Below are 18,540 nucleotides of genomic sequence, written 5' to 3'. Positions count from 1 at the left end.
GCGGGGTCACGGTGTGCGCGCCGCGCGCGGCGGTGCGTCGAGATCGGTGGAACCGCCGGGCACGAGCGACCAGGCGAACTCGTGCAGCCGGAACTCGTCGTCGGGCTCGAGCGCCCGCGAGACGATGATCTCGGCCTGTCGGCGGTAGAAGTCGGTGGGGCCGACGGTGGTCAGGGTGGGGGCGACGGCCTGGGCGTCGGGGGTGTTGCCGATGCCGATGACGGCGACGTCGTGCGGCACCCGCAGCCCGAGCATGTGCGCCGCGTTGATCGCCGCGATCGCCGCGAAGTCGGTCGTCGCATAGATCGCGGTCGGGCGGTCGTCGCGCGAGAGCAGCGCGGCCGCGGCGGTGAACGCGCTCGCCTGCGTATTCGCGTACGTCGCGGTGTGCTCGGGCACGACCTCGAGCCCGTGTTCGCGCATGCGCTCGAGGTAGGGGGTGTACCGCGAGCCCTCGCCGGCGTGCACGGCGTCCTCGGCCACGAGGCATCCGATCGCGGTGTGCCGTTCGAGGAGGTGGTCCATCGCGAGGTAGCAGCCCGGGATCGCGTCGGAGCGGATCACGTCGTAGCCGTTCGGCTCGAGCGTCTCGCTGAAGACCACGAGGCGCTGGCCGCGCTCGGCGAGGGCCTGCACCTTGCGCTCCGCGTCGTCGGTGCCGATCGCCCCGTCGAGGTAGGCGACGTCGCTCTCGACCCGGTCGAGGGCGGCGTACCAGTCGCCGTCGGCGAGGATGAGCGTCGTCAGCCCGTGCCGGTTCGCCTCCTCGTTGACGGCGGCGGCGACGGCCAGGGACCACGGGTCGCTCAGCATGTGCAGCGACAGCTGCACCGTGTCGCTGCGACCCGTGCGGATCGTGCGGGCGGCGCGGTTCGGCCGGTAGTTGAGCTGTTCAGCCGCCTCGAGCACGCGCTTCGCGGTCGCCTCGGCGACCCCCGAGCCCCCGCCGCTGCGACCCGAGAACACGTAGGACACGGTCGCCGTCGACACCCCGGCGAGCTCGGCGACCATGCGCAGCGTCGGCCGACGGCGGGCGGCGGCGCTGCCGCCGTGCCCGTTGCCGTTGCCGTTGCCGTTGCCGTTGCCGAGGTGGCCGTTGCCGCCGTTCGCCGCCGAGCCGTCCGCGTTCGTCCGCGCCATCACGTCACCCCTTCGTTCCCGAGAAGGCGATGCCCTGGATGAACTGCTTCTGCAGGATCATGAAGGTGATCAGCATGGGCAGCGTCGCCAGCAGTGCGCCCGCCATCAGCACAGGGTAGTCAGTGCCGTGGAGGCCGACGAGCTGCGACAGGCCCACCGAGAGCGGCATCTTCTCGGGGTCGGTCGTGACGACGAGCGGCCACAGCAGGTCGTTCCACGACCACAGCACCGTGAAGACCGTGAGCGCGACGATGCCCGGCTTCGCGAGCGGCACCATGACGCGCCAGAAGGTCTGCCACGGGTTGGCGCCGTCGATGCGGGCGGCCTCCTCGAGCTCGGCCGGCATCGACATGAAGAACTGCCGCATGAGGAACGTGCCGAAGGCGCTGAAGATGCCGGGCACGATGAGCGCCTGCAGCGTGTTCAGCCAGCCGAGGTTCTGGATGATCTCGTACTGCGGCAGCAGGTAGAGCTGCGAGGGCACCATGAGCACCGAGAGGAACAGCACGAAGACCACGTTGCGGCCGCGGAACGGGATGCGCGCGAAGGCGTAGCCCGCCATCGTGCAGAGCACCACCTGGCCGACGGTGCGGCCGACGGTGAGCAGGACCGAGTTGAGGAACATCTGCCCGAACGGCATCGAGTCGAAGACCTCGGCGAAGTTCGTCCACACCCACGGGTCGGGGATGACGACGGGCGGCACCTGCACCGAGTCCTGGAACGTCTTGAAGGCGGTGAGGGCCTGCCAGACGAACGGGAAGACCATCAGGATCGCGCCGCCGGCGAGCAGGAGGTGGACGAGCCAGTGGCCCCGGTTGCGTCGGCCACGGGCGGCGGATGCCGCGCGCCCGGGTTCGCCCGCGGCATCCGCGCCGGTCATCGCCCTGGTGTCGAGGGAGAGGTCACTCATAGTGCACCCACTTCTTCTGCAGTCGGAACTGCACGACCGTCAGGATGAGGATGATGATGAGGAGCAGGAACGCGATCGCCGCCGCGTAGCCCTTCTCGTTGTCGATGAACCCCGCCTGGTAGAAGAGGTAGACGATCGTGCGGGTGTTCGGCATCGCCGGGTTCGACTGGCCGAGCATCATGTAGATGAGGTCGAACACCTGGAGCGCGCCGATGACGCTGATCACGCTGACGAAGAAGATGCTCGGGCTCAGCAGCGGGATGGTGATCGAGAAGAACTTGCGGACGGGGCCGGCGCCGTCGAGGTCGGCGGCCTCCATGACCGTGTCGGGGATGCCCTGGAGGCCCGCGAGGAAGATGACGATGTTCGTGCCGAGGCCGGCCCAGATGCCGACCACGGCGATGGCGACGAGCGCGGTGCTCGGGTCGGTGAGCCAGCTCTTGCCCTCGATGCCGAAGACCCCGAGCACCTCGTTGAGCACGCCGTAGTCGCCGTTGTAGATCATGCGCCACACGAGCGCGATCGCGGCCGGCATGGTGACGACCGGGATGAAGTAGAGGGTGCGGTAGACGCCGCGGCCGCGGAGGCCGGTCGTGTTCAGCAGCGCCGCGATGGCGACCGCGAGCGGGATGCCGACGAGCGCGATGACCGTGTACAGCGCGGTGTTGCGGAGGGCCCCGAGCAGCTCGGGGTCCTGGAAGAGGCGCACGTAGTTGTCGAGGCCGACGAACTCGGAGCCGCCGAAGGGGCCCGACTCGGTGAACGACATGAGGAAGGTGCGCACGGTCGGCCACAGGTAGAAGGCGAGCAGCCCCGCGGCCGTCGGGCCGATGAACAGCAGCGCCCACCACGGCGACTGGCCGGGCCCGCGCCCGCGCCGCCGTCCCCGCCCGGGGGCGGCGGTGAGCCGCCCCCGGTCGAGTTCGGAGATCGGCGCGCTCGCGCGCTGCGCGATCAGGTCGGTCATGGCGTTACTCCGACTCCGCGTCGAGCGCCGCCTGCATCTCGGTGGCGAGCTGCTGGAGACCGTCCTTCGGCGAGACGGATCCGGCCCAGATCTGCGAGAGGATCTCGCTCTCGATCGAGTTCCACGCTGCGGTGTTCTTCGAGACGGGGTAGGCGACCGCGGTGTCGAGCGCGTCGATGTAGACCTGGAGGTCGTACTGCGGCAGCGCGTCGACCCAGGCCTGCTGCTTGCCGTCGAACGCGGGGATGACGGTGCCCGAGTCGGCCATGATGTCGGACGCGGCCTCGCCGCTCGCGAAGGCGGCGAACTCCTTGGCCAGGTCGACGTGGTCGCTCTTCGCGTTCACGACGTTCGCGAGGCCGTGGATGACGCTCTGGTTGCCCTCGGCACCCGCGGCGAGCGGGGCGACGTTCACCTTGTCGGCGATGTCGGGGTTGTCGGCGTACGCGCCGGCCGCCCACGAGCCGTTCTGGAACATCGCGACCTTGCCCGAGAAGAAGAGGTCCTCGGGGTTGGTGTCGGTCATCTGCTGCGCGGTGGGCGACGAGCCCGCGGCGATGAGGTCGGTCCAGAGCTCGATGCCCGCGAGCGCCTCGGGGCTGCCGTAGCCCGACTCGGTGCCGTCGGCGCTGATGACCTCGCCGCCGGCCTGCGCGATCGAGTTGTAGTAGTTCTCCTGGCCGAACTGCGAGGCGGCGATGCCGAACTGGCCCTTCGCGGGGTCGGTGAGCTTCGCGGCGGTCGCCTCGAGGTCCTCCCACGTCCAGCCGGCCTCGGGGTAGGCGACGCCCGCGGCGTCGAAGAGCTCCTTGTTGTACCAGAGGCCGACGGTGTCGAAGTCCTTCGGGGCGCCGTAGAGCGCCCCGTCGTAGGTGTAGAGGTCGACGAGGCCCTGCGGGTAGTCGGCCGGGTCGATGCCCTGGTCGTCGAGCGGCGCGAGCACGCCGTTCGAGGCGTAGAGCTGGAAGTTCGGGCCGTTCATCCAGAAGACGTCGGGGGCCGAGCCGCCCGAGACCGAGGTCTGGAGCTTCGTGAAGTACTCCTTGTACGGCGTGGTGACGAGCTTGACGGTGACCTCGGGGTGCTCCTCCGTGAAGGCGGCGGCGATCTCCTTCATCGCGGCCTCCTGCTTCTGGTCCCAGACGCCGTACTCGAGCGTGACGGCCTCGCCGTCGCCCGAGCCCGAACCCGAGTCGCTGCAGGCGCTGAGCGCGAGTGCGGCCGTGGCGGCGAGCGCCACGGCGGCGGCCCCGCGACGGGTGATTGCACTTCGAAGCATCCGATCCTCCTTTGGATCTGTCTCTTGGTGGGGGTCGGCGGTGCTGCGCCCGCCGGAATGTTAATCGTTTAGCTAAACGATTAACACGTGACTGTAGCCGGGGAGCCCGAGCGACGCAAGCGTCAGCCCGAAAGCGCGGACGAACGGTCCATCTCGTCACGCCACCGCCGGCGCGCCGCCGTCAGCTCGTGGACGACCGCAGGATGCTCGTCGCGCACGTCGCGCTGCTCGGCCGGGTCGGCGAGGAGGTCGACGAGACGCAGGCCGTCCCCGGGCTCGGTGTGCTCGACGCGGCGGATCTCCTCCGCGTGCGGCGAGCCGGGCTCGACCCAGCTGAGCTTCCAGCGCCCCTGGCGCACCGACCACTGCCAGCGGCAGTCCCAGTGCAGCTCATCGCGGACGGGGCCCTCGTCGCCGCGGAGGAACGCCAGGAGATCGCGTCCGTCGAGGCCCGCTCGGTCGCCGCCCGCCGCGGCGAGCGCGGTCGCCGCGATGTCCATCGAGCTGACGAGGCCCTCGCGGAGGGCTCCGCCGGGAAGCTCGGCCGGCCAGCGCACGAGGAACGGCACCCTGACGCCGCCCTCGTAGAGCGTGTACTTCGACCCGCGGAGCGGCGCGTTCACGCCGTAGTTGCACTGGGAGCCGCCGTTGTCGGTCGTGTAGACGACGATCGTGTCGTCGCCGACGCCCCGCTCGTCGAGCAGTGCGAGCAGGCGGCCGATCCGCCGGTCCATCAGCTCGAGCTGGGCCAGGTAGTACGCCCGCCCGTTCGGCAGGTTCGGGCTGATCGCCCCGTCGTACCAGTCGAGGTACTCCGAGGCCCCGGGGTACCAGTCGTCGAACTTCGGCAGCCCGCGCGCCTCGAGCTCCTCGTCGGGCAGCTGCCAGCAGAAGTTGTGCACCGCGTTGAAGGCGACCATCGCGAAGAACGGCCGCTCGTCGTCGTCCGCGATGAAGGCTGCGGCGCGATCGGCGATCTCGTCGGTGAGGAACCGCTCGACCTCGACCGGCTCGCCGCCCGCCGACAGCGGCTGCACGGCCATGGCCTTCGCGGCATCGCCGTAGTCGGCGACCGCGTCGCCCGAGTGGCGAAGGTAGTTGAGGCGGCCCATCGACAGCCCGGCGAGTCCGTAGAAGCTGTCGTCGAAGCCGTGCTGGGGCGGCGCACCCCGATCGCCCTCGCGCTCGGGGCCGTAGTGCACCTTGCCGTAGTAGCCGGTGCGGTAGCCGACGTCGCGCAGGCGTTCGGCGAGCGAGGGATGCTCGGGGCCCGCCATCGAGGAGTCGTCGAACCAGTGCGCGCCCCAGCGCTGCTGGTAGGCCCCGGCGATGAGCCCCGCACGCGAGGGCGAGCACACGGGCGCGGTGACGTAGGCCTCCTCGCAGCCGACCCCCTCGGCGGCGAGCCGGTCGAGCGCGGGGGTGCGCACCTCGGGGTCGATGCCGAGCGCCGATCGGTCGGCATAGCCGTGGTCGTCGGAGACGATCAGGAGGATGTTCGGCCGTCGCGGTGCCGCTCCCCCGTGGTCGTGACCCGCCTCGCTGCCCACCGCTGCCATCGCACTCTCCCTCGAGTCGTCGTGTTAATCGATTAGCACTCGACGATAGCCGCCGCCCGCCCACGCGGCAAGCGCGATGCCGGATGCGGATCCGCGCGCGCTCGGCTACAGTGATCGAATCGATTCGACTCCTGAATCCGCCCCACCGACACCGCACGAGGACGACATGTCAGAACAGACCGACGGCCGGCGCCCGACGAGCGGCACCGCCGCCCGCCCCACGCGCGAGCTGGTCGCCTGGCGCAACGCCATCTTCGCGATCTTCTTCCTCTCGGGGCTCGGCATGGCGAGCTGGGTCGCGCGCATCCCCGCGATCCGCGACGACACGGGGCTCAGCACGCAGGGCGTCGGCCTGGTCATCCTCGCCTCGTCCGCCGGCGCGGTGCTCGGCCTCATCGCCGCGCCCTGGCTGCTCGCCCGGCTCGGCGCGCGCCTCGGCATGATCGGCGCGCTCGTGACCGTCTCGGTCGGGCTCGTGTTCACCGGCATCGGCGGCTCCGCGCTCCTCCCCTCGGTGCCGCTCGTCGTGATCGGCCTCGCCCTCTTCGGCTTCGGCAACGGCGCCGTCGACGTGATGATGAACGTGGAGGGCGCCGAGGCCGAGCGCGAGATCGGACGCACGGTCATGCCCCTCATGCACGCCTTCTTCTCGTTCGGCACCGTCGCAGGGGCGGGCGTCGCGGCGGCGGCCTCCGCGGCCGCCGTACCCGTGTCGATCCACCTCGTGGCCATCGCGCTCGGCATCGCCGTCGCCATCTTCGCGGCCGTTCGCTACGTGCCCCTGCGGTCCGAGGTCGGCGACGACATCCACGCGGACACCCCCCGACCGCCGTTCGCCGAACGGCTCAAGGCGAACCTCGCCGTCTGGGGAGACGTGCGCCTCCTCCTCATCGGGGTCATCATGCTCGGCATGTCGTTCGCCGAGGGCTCGGCCAACGACTGGCTCGCCCTCGCCGTCGTCGACGGCCACGGCTTCGACCCGACGATCGGCGCGATCATGTTCGGGGTGTTCACGGTCTCGATCACGGCCGCCCGCGTCGTCGGCGGACCGATCCTCGACCGGTACGGGCGCGTGCCCGTGCTGCGCACCCTCGCCATCGTCGGCATCATCGGGCTCTCGCTCTTCATCTTCGGCACCGAGACCTGGATGCTCGTGGTCGGCACCGTGCTCTGGGGCGTCGGCTCGTCGCTCGGGTTCCCGGTGGGCATGTCCGCCGCCGCCGATCACCCGACCGACTCGGCGGCCCGCGTGAGCGCGGTCGCGATCATCGGCTACTGCGCGTTCCTCACCGGCCCTCCGCTGCTGGGGTTCATCGGCCAGCAGTTCGGGATCCTCAACGCCCTGCTCGTGATCCTCGTGCTGCTCGTGCTCTCGTTCCTCGCGGCACCGGCCGCCCGCGAGCGCAGTCGCACCGTCGCCGGCGTCGGCCACGAGGCATCCGACCGCACGTAGACTCGACGGGTGCGTCTCGTCATCGCCCGCTGCTCCGTCGACTACGCGGGGCGGCTCCAAGCCCACCTCCCGCTCGCGACCCGCCTGCTCATGGTGAAGGGCGACGGCAGCCTGCTGGTGCACTCCGACGGCGGCAGCTACAAGCCCCTCAACTGGATGAGCCCGCCCTGCACGCTCACGACGGCCGAGCCCGACGACGAGCAGCGCGAGGCCGGCGTCGTCGAGCTCTGGACGGTGACGCACAAGAAGACCGCCGACCGGCTCATCGTCTCGATCCACGAGGTGCTGCACGACTCGGCGCACGAGCTCGGCATCGACCCGGGCCTCCAGAAGGACGGCGTCGAGGCGCACCTCCAGAAGCTGCTCGCCGAGCAGATCGAGCTGCTCGGCGACGGGCACCGGCTGGTGCGTCGCGAGTACATGACGGCGATCGGCCCGGTCGACATCCTCGCGACGGATGCCTCGGGCGCGAGCGTCGCCGTCGAGCTCAAGCGGCGCGGCGACATCGACGGCGTCGAGCAGCTGACCCGGTACCTCGAGCTCATGAACCGCGACCCGCTGCTCGCGCCCGTGACGGGCGTCTTCGCCGCGCAGGAGATCAAGCCGCAGGCGCGCACGCTCGCCGAAGACCGGGGAATCCGCTGTCTCGTGCTCGACTACGACGCGATGCGCGGCGTCGACGACGACCACTCGCGGCTGTTCTAGGCCGCGGCGATCAGCGGTCGACCGGCGAACCTCGACCGGGGACGGGCGCCTGAACGCCCGCTGCGGGTTCGCTGAGCCCCGCTGAAATTCGAGCATCGCTCGCGTTCTCGGGCCCTAGGATGTCACGGTGACTTCCCCGACGCTCTCCCCCACGCGTACGTGGTCGGCCGTGCTGTTCGACCTCGACGGCACCATCATCGACTCCGCGACAGACATCACGGGCTCGCTCGCGCACATGTTCACCGAGATGGGCCTGCCCGTGCCGTCCGACGAGACGCTGCGCGCCTACGTCGGCCCACCGCTGCTCGACAGCCTCCGCATGACGGCCGGCTTCTCCGACGCCGAGGCCTGGGAGGCGCTCAACGTCTACCGCGACCACTACGGCGAGCACGTGCTGCGCTCGCCCGTCTTCCCCGGCGTCGCCGGGGTGCTCGAGCGGCTGCACGCCGCCGGCGTCCCGATCGCGCTCGCGACCTCGAAGCCCGAGCGCATGGCGCGCAAGGTGCTCGACCACGCCGGCCTCAGCGAGTACTTCACGGTCATCACCGGGGCGAGCGACGACGAGTCGCGCAGCACCAAGGCCGACGTCGTCGCCGAGGCGCTCCGCCGCCTTCAGGCGCAGGGCATCGACACCGCGAACTCCGTCATGGTCGGCGACCGCGGCTACGACACGCTCGGCGCCCTCGCCAACGGCGTGCCGACGATCCTCGTCGAATGGGGCTACGGATCGCCGGCCGAGGCCGGCGACGCGATGGCCGTCGTGCACTCGGCCGACCAGCTCCGGTCGCTGCTGATCGGCTGATCGCTCCCCGGCCGAGCGACCTCGACGCGGGTCGGAGCAGGTGCTCCTTACACCCTCCGGGCGTGGCGTAATCCCGCCATCTGGCGGAATCACGACACCCCGAAGGGGCCCGTGGCCGTCGATCCGCGCCGTTCCGCGCAACGAGCGTGCGAAGTTCTCCACAGATTCGACACAGCCCTTCCATAGATGCGGCAGCGCACGGCAGGATGCCGATTACGTCCGTCCACCGACGGGCGCCGTGCGTGTCTCGACGGTCACCTCCGCCGAGTCACTCGAAGGGAGAAGCATGTCTGGATTCACCAGCCGCGCGCGCAAGCGCGCGGTCGCGGTCGTTCCGGTGCTCGCACTCGCCGCCACCGGAATGGTGTCGTTCGGAGTGAGCACCGCAGCCGCGGCTGAATCACCGGTATCGCCAGCGGTGATCAGCGACTCGGAGTACTACATGAACTACGTCGCCCCCCGTGCGGAGGCGGTCGTGGGTGCCGACGACGAGGCCGTCTTCGACATCGAGGGCAACAAGGTCGTCAGCCCCAAGGCCGAGGACGCGCTCGCGACGGCCATGGAGATCGACGCGAAGTTCGCCGCGGGCAACCCGCAGGCCGCCGGCGGCCTGGCCAAGCTCGAGAACAAGTCGAACGAGACCGGCAAGAGCCCGAAGCAGCTCAAGCAGGAGCAGCTCAAGGCGAACAAGGACGCCAAGAAGCCGAAGAAGTCCCCGAACTACAAGCAGGCCGACGTCACCCAGGAGGCCAAGCTCCTCACGATCCTCGTCGAGTTCAACGACCAGGCGAACGACGACTTCACCGACAGCTACGTGCCGACCGAGTTCGGCGCGACCACGTGCAAGCCCGGCAACGTCCAGAACGGGCCCCTTCACAACGGCATCCCCAACCCCGCCGACTACGAGCTCGAGGACAACAACTCGATGTGGGTGCCCGACTTCTCGTCGGAGCACTTCAACAAGATGCTCTTCACCGACGAAGGCATCACCGAGCGCGTCCGCACCGACCTCACCGGCCCCGACGGCAAGCCCGGCTTCGACATCTCGGGCTACACGATGAAGTCGATGTACGAGGAGATGTCGCGCGGCGCCTACACCGTCACCGGTGAGGCGACCCCGTGGATCACGGTGCCCCACTCCGAGGCGTACTACGGCGCCACCGTGTGCCACCAGAACTCCGAGGGCGTCTACGTGGCCGGTCCCATGCAGGACCAGCAGGGCCACCCCTCGAACCCGAAGGGCCCCGGCCAGCTGCCGATCGACGCGGTCGCAGCACTCGCCGAGGCGCAGCCCGACTTCCCCTGGGCCGACTACGACATCGAGGACCAGGGCGACCGCGACGGCGACGGCAACGTCAACGAGCCCGACGGCGTGATCGACCACGTCGTGCTCGTGCACGCGGGTGAAGACAAGTCCGGCGGCGGCGGCGCCCAGGGCACGTACGCCCTGTGGGCGCACTCCTCCGCCGTCCTCGGCGGCGCGACGATCCCCGGCACCGACCTCAAGCTGTCGAACTACATCGTGCAGCCCGAGGACTCGGGCGTCGGCGTGTTCGCGCACGAGTACGGTCACGACCTCGGTCTGCCCGACCTCTACGACACCTCGAACGCCGGCAGCAGCGACATCGACTTCTGGGACCTCATGAGCTCCGGCTCGCACGCGGGCCCCATCTTCCAGTCGATGCCGACCCACATGGGCCTCTGGGACAAGTGGGTGCTGGGCTGGGCCGAGCCGCTCGTCGTGAACCCCGGTGACGACGAGACCACCGTCAAGGTCGGCCAGAACTCGCGTCCCCTCAAGGGCAGCGAAGACGGCGTGAAGGTGAACCTGCCCGACAAGACCATCAACCTCGCCGACCCGCACAGCGGCGAGAACATGTGGTACACGGGCGCCGACCAGGACTGGGGCGACATCCGCATCGAGCGCAAGCTCGACGTGGCCGCCGACGCCAAGTTCTGGATGTGGAACAACTTCGTTATCGAGTCCGACTGGGACTTCGGCTTCGTCGAGATCTCGACCGACGGCGGCACCACCTGGACCGACCAGAAGGTGTACAACACCGACGGCACCGAGGCCACGACGCCCGACGGCTACCCCGACCCGAACGGCAACCTGCACGGCTTCGGCGACCGCAAGTACGGTCTGACGGGCGACTCGCACGGCTGGCAGCACCAGTACGTCGACCTCTCGGCCTACGCCGGGCAGTCGATCGACCTCCGCCTCCGCATGGCGACCGACGCCGCCTTCCAGGAGCGCGGCTGGTTCGCCGACGACTTCTCGCTCACGAGCGGTGACACCACCACGTGGAGCGACGACGTCGAGTCGGGCGAGAACGGCTGGACCCCGAAGGTCGGCACCTTCGCCGACACCACCGGCCCCGGCTGGCGCATCGACACCGGCACCTCGGTCAAGGCGCAGTACTACCTGGTCGAGTGGCGCAACTTCGACGGCTTCGACGAGGGCCTGAAGTACGGCTACAACTCCGTCTACAGCGACGGCGCCTGGAAGGTCGAGAAGCTCGCGTACAACGCGCCGGGCGCCCTGATCTGGTACCGCGACACCACGTACGGCAACTCGAACCAGATCCTCACCAACGAGGCGGCGCTGCCGAGCTACGGTGCGAAGGGCGGGCTCCTGCTCGTCGACAGCCACTTCAACCCGCTGCAGCGCACCGGTGCCGCGGCCGACGCCGACCCGTCGACGCTGAACGTCATGCCGTCGCGTGCCCAGTCGTCGAACGTGGCGTTCGGTCTCACGAAGACGTACCCGTTCACCGAGTGCTTCATCGGCACGACCGGCGACGAGTACTGCACCGACGTCGCGGCGCAGGACGCGGTGAGCACCTTCACCGACGACCGCGGCTGGGTGCCCGGCTTCGCCCTGAACGAGGCGACCGGACAGCTCTTCTACCGCGACCGTGACGCGTCGACCGTGGTTCCCTCGGTCGGCAACGGCCAGTACAGCACCCCGCTGTACGACCTCGCCGGCAACCGCCTGCCCGATTACGACGGCCTCGACATCGGCGCCGGTCCCTTCGGCTCGGGCAACCCGGCCGATGCGGGCGTGGGCTACGGCACCGTCATCTCGGTGAAGAAGGCCTTCAAGGGCAACACCGCAGCGCTCATCAGCATCACGCCCCCTGCGGCGGGCTGAGCGGCGACGCACTGACGCAACACCGACGAGGCGTCGGCCCCTCCGGGGGTCGGCGCCTCGCCGCGTTCGAGGGTCGAAATTGTGAGCGATGACGCCCGGCGCGCGTGCCCGGGCGCGCGCGGGTCTAGCGCTCGACGAACCCGTCGATCACACGACCCAGCATCGTCGCGAACTCGGCGTCGCCGCCGTCGTCGAACCCGAGACCGGCGGTCTCCTCGACGAGCGGGTGCCGCGAGTCGGACCAGAGCGGCTGCGCCTCCGACACCGCGACGGGCGCCGTGCGGCGGGCCGCCTCGAGCGCCGACTGGCCGACGACGACCGCGCGCACGGCGTGACCGGCTCGAGCCGCATCGTCGACCGACAGCCCCGCCTCGACGAAGCTCTCGATGAGGCGTTCGGCGAGCGAGAGCGCGTTCGGGCCGTCGAGCGGCCCGCTCGTGACGAGCACGATCGAGCCCGAGTGCTCGGCGAGCTTCGCTCGCAGCGCGAGCGCGACCGCGACGACCCGTGCGCGCCAGTCGGGCGCCGAGGCATCCGCGACGCCGGTGAGCAACTGCTCGACCATCGCCTGGAGCAGGGCGTTCTTCGACGCGAAGTACGTGTACATGGCCGTCGGCGTGAGGCCGAGCGCACCGGCGACGCCGCGCACCGAGACCGCCGCGACGCCCTTCTCCTCGAGGATCTCGAACGCGGCGTCGACGATGTCGGACTGGCTGACGCTGCGCCTGGGGCCGGGCTTCATGTGCGGTGCTGCTCCTCGTGGTCGACGTTCAACGGTACTCGACCGCGTGCGACGACGACGGCGGCCCTCCGCAGCACGCGGCGAGCGCAGCGAAGCCGACGCACGCGCTCAGAACGGCCAGACGAGCGGCACCAGCAGCACGCCGGCCGCGAGGAACAGCAGGGTGAACGGCCAGCCGAAGCGGGCGTAGTCGCCGAAGCGGTAACCGCCCGGGCCCATGACCATGAGATTCACCGGCGTCGCGATCGGCGTCAGGAACGCGGCCGCCGCCACCACGGTGAGCGCCATGAGGAACGGGCGGGCCGAGACGCCGAGCTCGACGGCCGCCGAGATGGCGATCGGGGCGACGATGAGCGCGGTCGCCATGTTGCTGATGAGCTGGCCGAGCACGACGACGAGCAGGCACACCACGAGCAGCACGACGAGCGGGCCTCCCGGGCCGGCCGCATCGACGAGCGCAGAGCCCACGAGCTCCGCCGCACCCGTCGTCGTGAAGGCCGTCGACATGGGGATCATGCCAGCGACGAGGATGACGGTCGTCCATGAGATCGCCCGATAGGCCCGGCCGAGAGGCACCACGCCGGTGAGGATCATCGCGCCGGCCGCCACGAGTCCGGCGACGACGGGCGGCACCAGTCCGGTCGCGAGCAGCACGACCATCGCAGCGAGCACGATGATCGCGACGATGCCGCGTCGACCGATGGGGGCCGCCTGCCCGCGCACCGCGGCAGGGGCGTCGACGACCCGGACGTCGTCGCCGGCCGTGTTCTCCTCGAGGTCGTCCCAGGTGCCCTGGAGGAGCAGGACGTCGCCCACCTCGACGTCGACCTCGGGTGCGGTGAGCTCGCGTCCGTTCCGCGAGACGGCGAGGATGACGAGCTTGCCGCTCGGCGTCGTCATGCCGGGGAACACCCGCATGCCGAGGAGCTCCGATCGAGGCGGCACGAGCACCTCGGCGACCCCGTTCTCGGCGTCGATCGTCACCGCACGCCCCCCGCCGTCGGCGGCCGCGAGCACCGAGTAGTCGCCGAGCAGCGTGCATGCGTGGTCGCTGAGGTCGCGGGGAACGGTGGCGGCGCTGCGCGCCGGGAGCATCCGGTCGCCCACGAGCATCGCGATGAGCACCGTGCCGATCACGAGCGGGACGCCGACGATCGCGAACTCGAAGAACCCGAACGGCCCGCCCGCCGACTCCGCCGCGAACTCCGAGACGATGACGTTGACCGGCGTGCCCGTGAGCGCGAGCATCGAACCCGCGTGCGCCGCGAAGGCGAGCGGCAGCAGCAGCTGCGACGGCGGCAGGCCGATGCGGACGGCGACGACGACCGTCATCGGCAGAAGTGCCGCGACCGCGCCGTTGACGCTGATGAGCGCGGTGAGCAGCGCCACGAGCACCATCACGAGCACGAGCACCCGCCGCCGGTTCGAACCGCCCCGGGCGGCCACGATGCGGCCGAGCCGGGCGGTCACACCGGTCGCGTCGAGCCCCTCGCTCACGACGAACAACGCGGCGATGAAGATGACGGTCGGGTCCGCGAAGCCGGCGAGCGACTGCTGGAGCGTGAGGATGCCGGTGGCCCACAGCGCGAGCGCGACCCCGATCGCGGTCACGGCGACGGGGATCCGGCTCGTCATGAACGCCGCCACCGCGACGGCGAGGATCAAGAACGTCACCACGACGGGGTCCATGGCGCTCAGGCTAGCGGCGCAATACAGTGAAGGCGAGCGGATGCCGCGACGAGGCGCATCCCCGGGGCTGTGCCGATGCGAGGGGGACGCATGACCGCTGCGCCGCAGATCGAGGCGACATCGAAGACGTCGTGGCTGCCGCTGATCGTGGTGGTGCTCACCCAGATCCAGGCCTCGTTCGCGGTGAATGCGCTCACCGTGTCGATGGCGGGCATCACGAGCGACCTCGACACCCCCGCCACGTCGGTCGGCACGGCGATCACCGCCGGCACCTTCGCGATGGCGGCGTTCATCCTGCTCGGCGCGAAGGTGGGTTCGCGCTTCGGCACGCGAGGGGTGTTCCAGATCGCCGTCGCCGTGCACGGTCTCGCGATGCTCGGGGTCGCGCTCAGCGCGAGCCCGGCGATGCTGTTCATCGCGCAGGCGTCGTCAGGCGCCGTGATCGCGCTCATCGCCCCGGCGCTCACCGTCTTCATCGCGACGAACTACCACGGCGAGCAGCAGGGCAAGGCGATCGGCCTGCTCGCCGCAGCCATCCCCGCGGCGGGCGTGCTCGCGCTGCTCATCGCGGGGTCGTTCGCGACGACGATCGGATGGCGCTGGTCGTTCCTCCTCATGGTCGCGCTCGCGGTCGTCAACCTGGGGCTCAGCTTCCTCGTCAAGAAGGTGCCGGCCCAGCCGGGCCTCTCGATCGACTGGACGGGCGCGATCATCGCCGCCGTCGCGGTGATCCTGCTGAGCTTCGGCTTCAGCGGACTCGCGACCTGGGGCGTCTGGCTCGCGACGCCGCAGGCGCCGTTCGAGGTGCTCGGCATCTCGCCCGCACCCCTGCTCGTGATCGCCGGTCTCGTGGTCGGCCAGGTGTTCTTCTCCTGGCTGCGACGGCGCGCACGCGAGGACAAGCCGCGCATCTTCGACCTGCGCGTCCTCGCGACCGGGTCGGAGCGCGCGGTCACCGCGTGCATGGCGACGATGCTCTTCGTCGGCACCGCGGCGAACTTCCTCATCCCGCTCTACATCCAGGTCGTGCAGGGCCGCTCGAGCATCGAGACCTCGTTCTCGATCATCCCGTACACGCTGTCGATCTTCCTCGCGTCGACCTTCGTCGCGTACCTGTACGGGCGGTTCACGCCGCGGGTGCTCGCGACGGCCGGCTTCATCGTCGTGGCATCCGCACTGACCCTGCTCGCGTTCACGGTGCGCGGCGAGTGGAGCCAGGGGTTCGTGGTGGCCGGCCTCATCCTGCTCGGTCTCGGCCAGGGCGCGATCGTCGCCCTGGTCTTCAACACCCTGCTGTCGGCCGCCCCGAAGCAGCTCGCCGGCGATGTCGGCGCCTGGCGCGGCCTCGTGCACAACCTCTCGGGCTCCGTCGGCATCGCCGTCGCGAGCGCCTTCGCGGTGGGCATGCTCTCGACGCTGCTGCTCGCCGGCGCGCAGGAGCACCCCGAGATCAGCGACGAGCTCATCGGGCAGGTCAACTTCAACGAGGCGAACTTCCTGACGAACGAGCAGCTCGCCGCCGTGCTGGAGTCGCGGGCGAGCGGTCCCGAGCTGGAGGCGGCCATCCTGGTGAACGCGGAGGCGCGGCTGCAGGCCCTGCAGATCTCGCTGCTCGGGCTCGCCGCGTTCTCGCTGCTCGCGATCGTGCCGGCGACCCGCATGCCGGGGCGCCGCGAGGGCGACCTGCCCGAGAAGCTCGAGCCCGACGATGACGACGTCATCGATCCCGTCGTCGACGAGGAGGCGGCCGAGCCGGCCCTCGGGCGTCCGCGAGCCGACGAGCGCCCGCGCATCGACCAGACCCAGAAGGAGACGCGCGCATGACCCACGACCCGAGTTCACTCGTCCCCGACGACTTCTCGCCGATCCCCTCGCTCGGGCGGGCCGACGCGGTGACCGTGGCGGTCGTCGACGAGCTCGACGAGTCGTCGCTCGACATGATCGGCGTGCTCGTCTCGAGCGACGGCGAGCTTCCGGCGGGCATCGACCTCGACCGCGACGCGCTCGCGCGCTCGGGCTTCGAGTCGAAGCCCGGCAGCACCCTCGCGCTGCCGTACGGCTCGGGCCCGCTGCTCGTGCTCGTCGGCACCGGACCCGCCGGTGAGCTCGGTGCGAACGCGCTGCGCGACGCCGCCGCGGCATTCGCCCGCGCCGGTGCCAGGTTCGCACGCATCGGGCTGCGCGTGCCGTCGACGGGCGGCACCGACATCGCCGCCGCGGCACAGGCGCTGACCGAGGGCGCGCTGCTCGCCCGGTACCGCTTCGACACGCTGAAGCGCGAGCCGAAGGACGTCGCGCTCGAACGCCTCGAACTGCGCATCGACGGTGCGGATGCCTCGCACGCGGCCGCCGGCGTCGAGATCGGCCTCGTCACCGCCCGCGCCGCGAACCTCGCCCGCGATCTCGCGAACTCCCCGCCCGGGCACCTGACCGCCACGGGAATGGCCGAGGCGGCCGTCCTCCTCGGCGAGCGCTTCGGCTTCGAGGTCGAGGTCTTCGACCGGCAGCAGCTGATCGAGCTCGGCTGCGGCGGCCTGCTCGGCGTGAACCGTGGGTCGGCCGAGGAGCCGCGCATGGTCAAGCTGCGGTACGCCCCCGACGGCGAGTCGACCGGCCATCTCGGCCTCGTCGGCAAGGGCATCATGTACGACTCGGGCGGCATCAGCCTGAAGCCGTCCGACCCGATGCACCTGCTCATGAAGATGGACATGGGCGGAGCGGCCTCGGTACTCGCGACCTTCACCGCACTCCGCGCCCTCGGCGCGACCGCGACCGTCAGCGGGTGGCTCATGTGCACCGACAACATGCCGTCGGGCTCGGCGTACAAGCTCGGCGACGTGCTGACGGCGCGCGGCGGCACGACCGTCGAGGTGAAGAACACCGACGCCGAGGGCCGGCTCGCGATGATGGACGGCCTCGTGCTCGCGAACGAGGACGGCGTCGATGCGATCATCGACATCGCGACGCTCACGGGCTCGGCGCTCATGTCGCTCGGGCAGATCACGGCGGCGCTCCTCGGCAACGACGAGACGATGCTCTCCGAGGTCGAACGCGCCTCGGCCGCGACGGATGAACAGGTCTGGCGACTCCCCCTCGAACGCCGGTACCGCAAGCAGCTCGACTCCGACGTCGCCGACCTCTCGAACCTCGGCGGGCCGTACGCGGGCGCGACGACGGCGGCGCTGTTCCTCGACCACTTCGTCGGCGAGACCCCGTGGGCCCACCTCGACATCGCCGGCACGATGCAGTCCGACTCGGATGACTCGTGGCGCTCGAAGGGCGCGACGGGCTTCGGCACGCGCATCCTCATCGACGTGGCACGGGGGTTCCGGGCGGCCGGGTGAACACGTCGTCGCAGGCCCACCTCTCGCAGCGCCCGGCGCGGGTGACGGTCATCGGCGACGCCCTCGTCGAGGTGCACCGCGACGAACGCGGCTCGCGCGAATTCGTGGGCGGTCGCGGCGTCGACGCGGCGATCGGGCTCTCGGTCCTCGGCGACGAGGCGACCCTCGTCGCAGCCGTCGGCGGCGACGAGGACGGCGATCGCGTCCGCTCGGTGCTGGGCGACTACGGCGTGCGGCTCGTCGCCGTCGCGTCGGCGTCCGGCACCCGGCGCGTCGTCGTCGAGCGCACGACCGGCGACCGCATCGGCATGGGCATCGGCCGCGACCTGCCCGAGCGCGAGGAGGGCCTCGGGGCGGGAGCCCTCGGACTCGACGAAGCGGCGCGCACGACGATCACCGGCGCCGACCTCGTCGTGGTGACCGGCCTCACCCTCACCGACCCCCTGGTCGACGAGCTCATCGCGGCGCTCGAGCGCCCCGGGCTGCGCCTGGTCGTCGACGCTGCGGCCCCGGCCGGGATGCCTCGCGCCGACGCCGACCTGCCGGCGCGTCTCGACCGGCTCGCGACGAGCGCACTGTTCACGGTGCCGGCCGACGACGATGCACCCGTCGCGGCGGTGGCGCATCTGCTCGCTCGCGGCGTCGCCCACGACTCCCCCGCGGCATGGGACGCCGCGCTCGATGCGGCGTCGGCGACCCTCGCCGCGACGGCCCTCCCGGGGCGGACCGCACCGCGACCGCGGCCGGCGCCCACCGATCAGGGCAGCTGAGCCGAGCGCTCGCAGCCCGGCGCCTC

General features: G+C 70.8%; 14 protein-coding genes. 7 read left to right on the top strand and 7 right to left on the bottom strand.

The window, feature by feature from the left end:
- Nucleotides 1–6: 6 nt before the first annotated feature.
- From ACFVSL_RS13670 to ACFVSL_RS13650, 5 genes are all read right to left on the bottom strand, one after another.
- Nucleotides 7–1,140 (bottom strand): LacI family DNA-binding transcriptional regulator, encoded by a 1,134-nt coding sequence (locus ACFVSL_RS13670; RefSeq protein ID WP_386941512.1) that lies wholly within the window; start codon nucleotides 1,138–1,140, stop codon nucleotides 7–9.
- A gap of 4 nt (nucleotides 1,141–1,144) precedes the next feature.
- Nucleotides 1,145–2,050 (bottom strand): carbohydrate ABC transporter permease, encoded by a 906-nt coding sequence (locus ACFVSL_RS13665; protein WP_386941511.1) that lies wholly within the window; start codon nucleotides 2,048–2,050, stop codon nucleotides 1,145–1,147.
- Entirely contained in the window at nucleotides 2,043–3,017 is a 975-nt protein-coding gene (locus tag ACFVSL_RS13660; RefSeq protein WP_386941510.1) for a carbohydrate ABC transporter permease, read from the bottom strand. Before ACFVSL_RS13660 ends, ACFVSL_RS13665 begins: the two co-directional genes overlap by 8 nt.
- A gap of 4 nt (nucleotides 3,018–3,021) precedes the next feature.
- Nucleotides 3,022–4,296, bottom strand: a complete 1,275-nt coding sequence (locus ACFVSL_RS13655) for an ABC transporter substrate-binding protein (RefSeq protein ID WP_386941509.1) — start codon at nucleotides 4,294–4,296, stop codon at nucleotides 3,022–3,024.
- A gap of 122 nt (nucleotides 4,297–4,418) precedes the next feature.
- On the bottom strand, nucleotides 4,419–5,855 hold the full coding sequence (locus tag ACFVSL_RS13650; protein ID WP_386941508.1) for a sulfatase: 1,437 nt from the start codon (nucleotides 5,853–5,855) through the stop codon (nucleotides 4,419–4,421).
- A gap of 166 nt (nucleotides 5,856–6,021) precedes the next feature.
- Here ACFVSL_RS13650 and ACFVSL_RS13645 point away from each other — a divergent pair, with 166 nt between their 5' ends.
- The 4 genes from ACFVSL_RS13645 (at nucleotide 6,022) to ACFVSL_RS13630 (ending at nucleotide 11,969) form a co-directional block, all read left to right on the top strand.
- Complete coding sequence (locus ACFVSL_RS13645) at nucleotides 6,022–7,308, top strand: MFS transporter (RefSeq protein WP_386941507.1); 1,287 nt, start codon at nucleotides 6,022–6,024, stop codon at nucleotides 7,306–7,308.
- A gap of 9 nt (nucleotides 7,309–7,317) precedes the next feature.
- The gene (nucS, locus tag ACFVSL_RS13640; protein ID WP_386941506.1) at nucleotides 7,318–8,013 is read left to right on the top strand and encodes an endonuclease NucS; all 696 of its coding nucleotides are present in this window, start codon (nucleotides 7,318–7,320) and stop codon (nucleotides 8,011–8,013) included.
- Nucleotides 8,014–8,140: 127 nt separating this feature from the next.
- Nucleotides 8,141–8,815, top strand: a complete 675-nt coding sequence (locus ACFVSL_RS13635) for an HAD hydrolase-like protein (RefSeq protein WP_386941505.1) — start codon at nucleotides 8,141–8,143, stop codon at nucleotides 8,813–8,815.
- Between the two features lie 286 nt (nucleotides 8,816–9,101).
- Complete coding sequence (locus ACFVSL_RS13630; protein WP_386941504.1) at nucleotides 9,102–11,969, top strand: immune inhibitor A domain-containing protein; 2,868 nt, start codon at nucleotides 9,102–9,104, stop codon at nucleotides 11,967–11,969.
- A gap of 124 nt (nucleotides 11,970–12,093) precedes the next feature.
- On the opposite strand, the gene ACFVSL_RS13625 is transcribed toward ACFVSL_RS13630, so the two are convergent.
- Nucleotides 12,094–12,711, bottom strand: coding sequence for a TetR/AcrR family transcriptional regulator (locus tag ACFVSL_RS13625; RefSeq protein ID WP_386941503.1), 618 nt, complete (start codon nucleotides 12,709–12,711; stop codon nucleotides 12,094–12,096).
- Nucleotides 12,712–12,819: 108 nt separating this feature from the next.
- A complete protein-coding gene (locus ACFVSL_RS13620) occupies nucleotides 12,820–14,400 on the bottom strand; it encodes an SLC13 family permease (RefSeq protein ID WP_386941502.1) in 1,581 nt (526 codons plus the stop codon).
- A gap of 90 nt (nucleotides 14,401–14,490) precedes the next feature.
- Between ACFVSL_RS13620 and ACFVSL_RS13615 the strand changes: the two genes are divergently transcribed.
- From ACFVSL_RS13615 to ACFVSL_RS13605, 3 genes are read left to right on the top strand one after another with little or no spacing between them, the layout of a single operon-like run.
- Nucleotides 14,491–16,224 carry an MFS transporter gene (locus ACFVSL_RS13615; RefSeq protein WP_386941501.1) on the top strand — a complete coding sequence of 578 codons (1,734 nt, stop codon included), beginning with the start codon at nucleotides 14,491–14,493 and terminating at the stop codon, nucleotides 16,222–16,224.
- Nucleotides 16,221–17,744 (top strand): leucyl aminopeptidase, encoded by a 1,524-nt coding sequence (locus ACFVSL_RS13610; protein ID WP_386941500.1) that lies wholly within the window; start codon nucleotides 16,221–16,223, stop codon nucleotides 17,742–17,744. Before ACFVSL_RS13615 ends, ACFVSL_RS13610 begins: the two co-directional genes overlap by 4 nt.
- Nucleotides 17,741–18,514, top strand: coding sequence for a hypothetical protein (locus tag ACFVSL_RS13605; protein WP_386941499.1), 774 nt, complete (start codon nucleotides 17,741–17,743; stop codon nucleotides 18,512–18,514). The genes ACFVSL_RS13610 and ACFVSL_RS13605 overlap by 4 nt, the downstream gene beginning before the upstream one ends.
- Nucleotides 18,515–18,540: the final 26 nt, after the last annotated feature.

The sequence above is a fragment of the Agromyces sp. NPDC058064 genome (assembly GCF_042885275.1).
Classification (GTDB): Bacteria; Actinomycetota; Actinomycetes; order Actinomycetales; family Microbacteriaceae; genus Agromyces.
This window is presented reverse-complemented; position numbering and strand designations above follow the sequence as displayed.

Bases quoted from the DNA above. Each gene is read 5' to 3' on its own strand.
- ACFVSL_RS13645 (WP_386941507.1), top strand. From the start codon at position 6,022: ATGTCAGAACAGACCGACGGCCGGCGCCCGACGAGCGGCACCGCCGCC.
- ACFVSL_RS13660 (WP_386941510.1), bottom strand. From the start codon at position 3,017: ATGACCGACCTGATCGCGCAGCGCGCGAGCGCGCCGATCTCCGAACTC.
- ACFVSL_RS13670 (WP_386941512.1), bottom strand. From the start codon at position 1,140: ATGGCGCGGACGAACGCGGACGGCTCGGCGGCGAACGGCGGCAACGGC.
- ACFVSL_RS13630 (WP_386941504.1), top strand. From the start codon at position 9,102: ATGTCTGGATTCACCAGCCGCGCGCGCAAGCGCGCGGTCGCGGTCGTT.
- ACFVSL_RS13610 (WP_386941500.1), top strand. From the start codon at position 16,221: ATGACCCACGACCCGAGTTCACTCGTCCCCGACGACTTCTCGCCGATC.
- ACFVSL_RS13620 (WP_386941502.1), bottom strand. From the start codon at position 14,400: ATGGACCCCGTCGTGGTGACGTTCTTGATCCTCGCCGTCGCGGTGGCG.
- ACFVSL_RS13625 (WP_386941503.1), bottom strand. From the start codon at position 12,711: ATGAAGCCCGGCCCCAGGCGCAGCGTCAGCCAGTCCGACATCGTCGAC.
- ACFVSL_RS13615 (WP_386941501.1), top strand. From the start codon at position 14,491: ATGACCGCTGCGCCGCAGATCGAGGCGACATCGAAGACGTCGTGGCTG.
- ACFVSL_RS13655 (WP_386941509.1), bottom strand. From the start codon at position 4,296: ATGCTTCGAAGTGCAATCACCCGTCGCGGGGCCGCCGCCGTGGCGCTC.
- ACFVSL_RS13665 (WP_386941511.1), bottom strand. From the start codon at position 2,050: ATGAGTGACCTCTCCCTCGACACCAGGGCGATGACCGGCGCGGATGCC.
- ACFVSL_RS13650 (WP_386941508.1), bottom strand. From the start codon at position 5,855: ATGGCAGCGGTGGGCAGCGAGGCGGGTCACGACCACGGGGGAGCGGCA.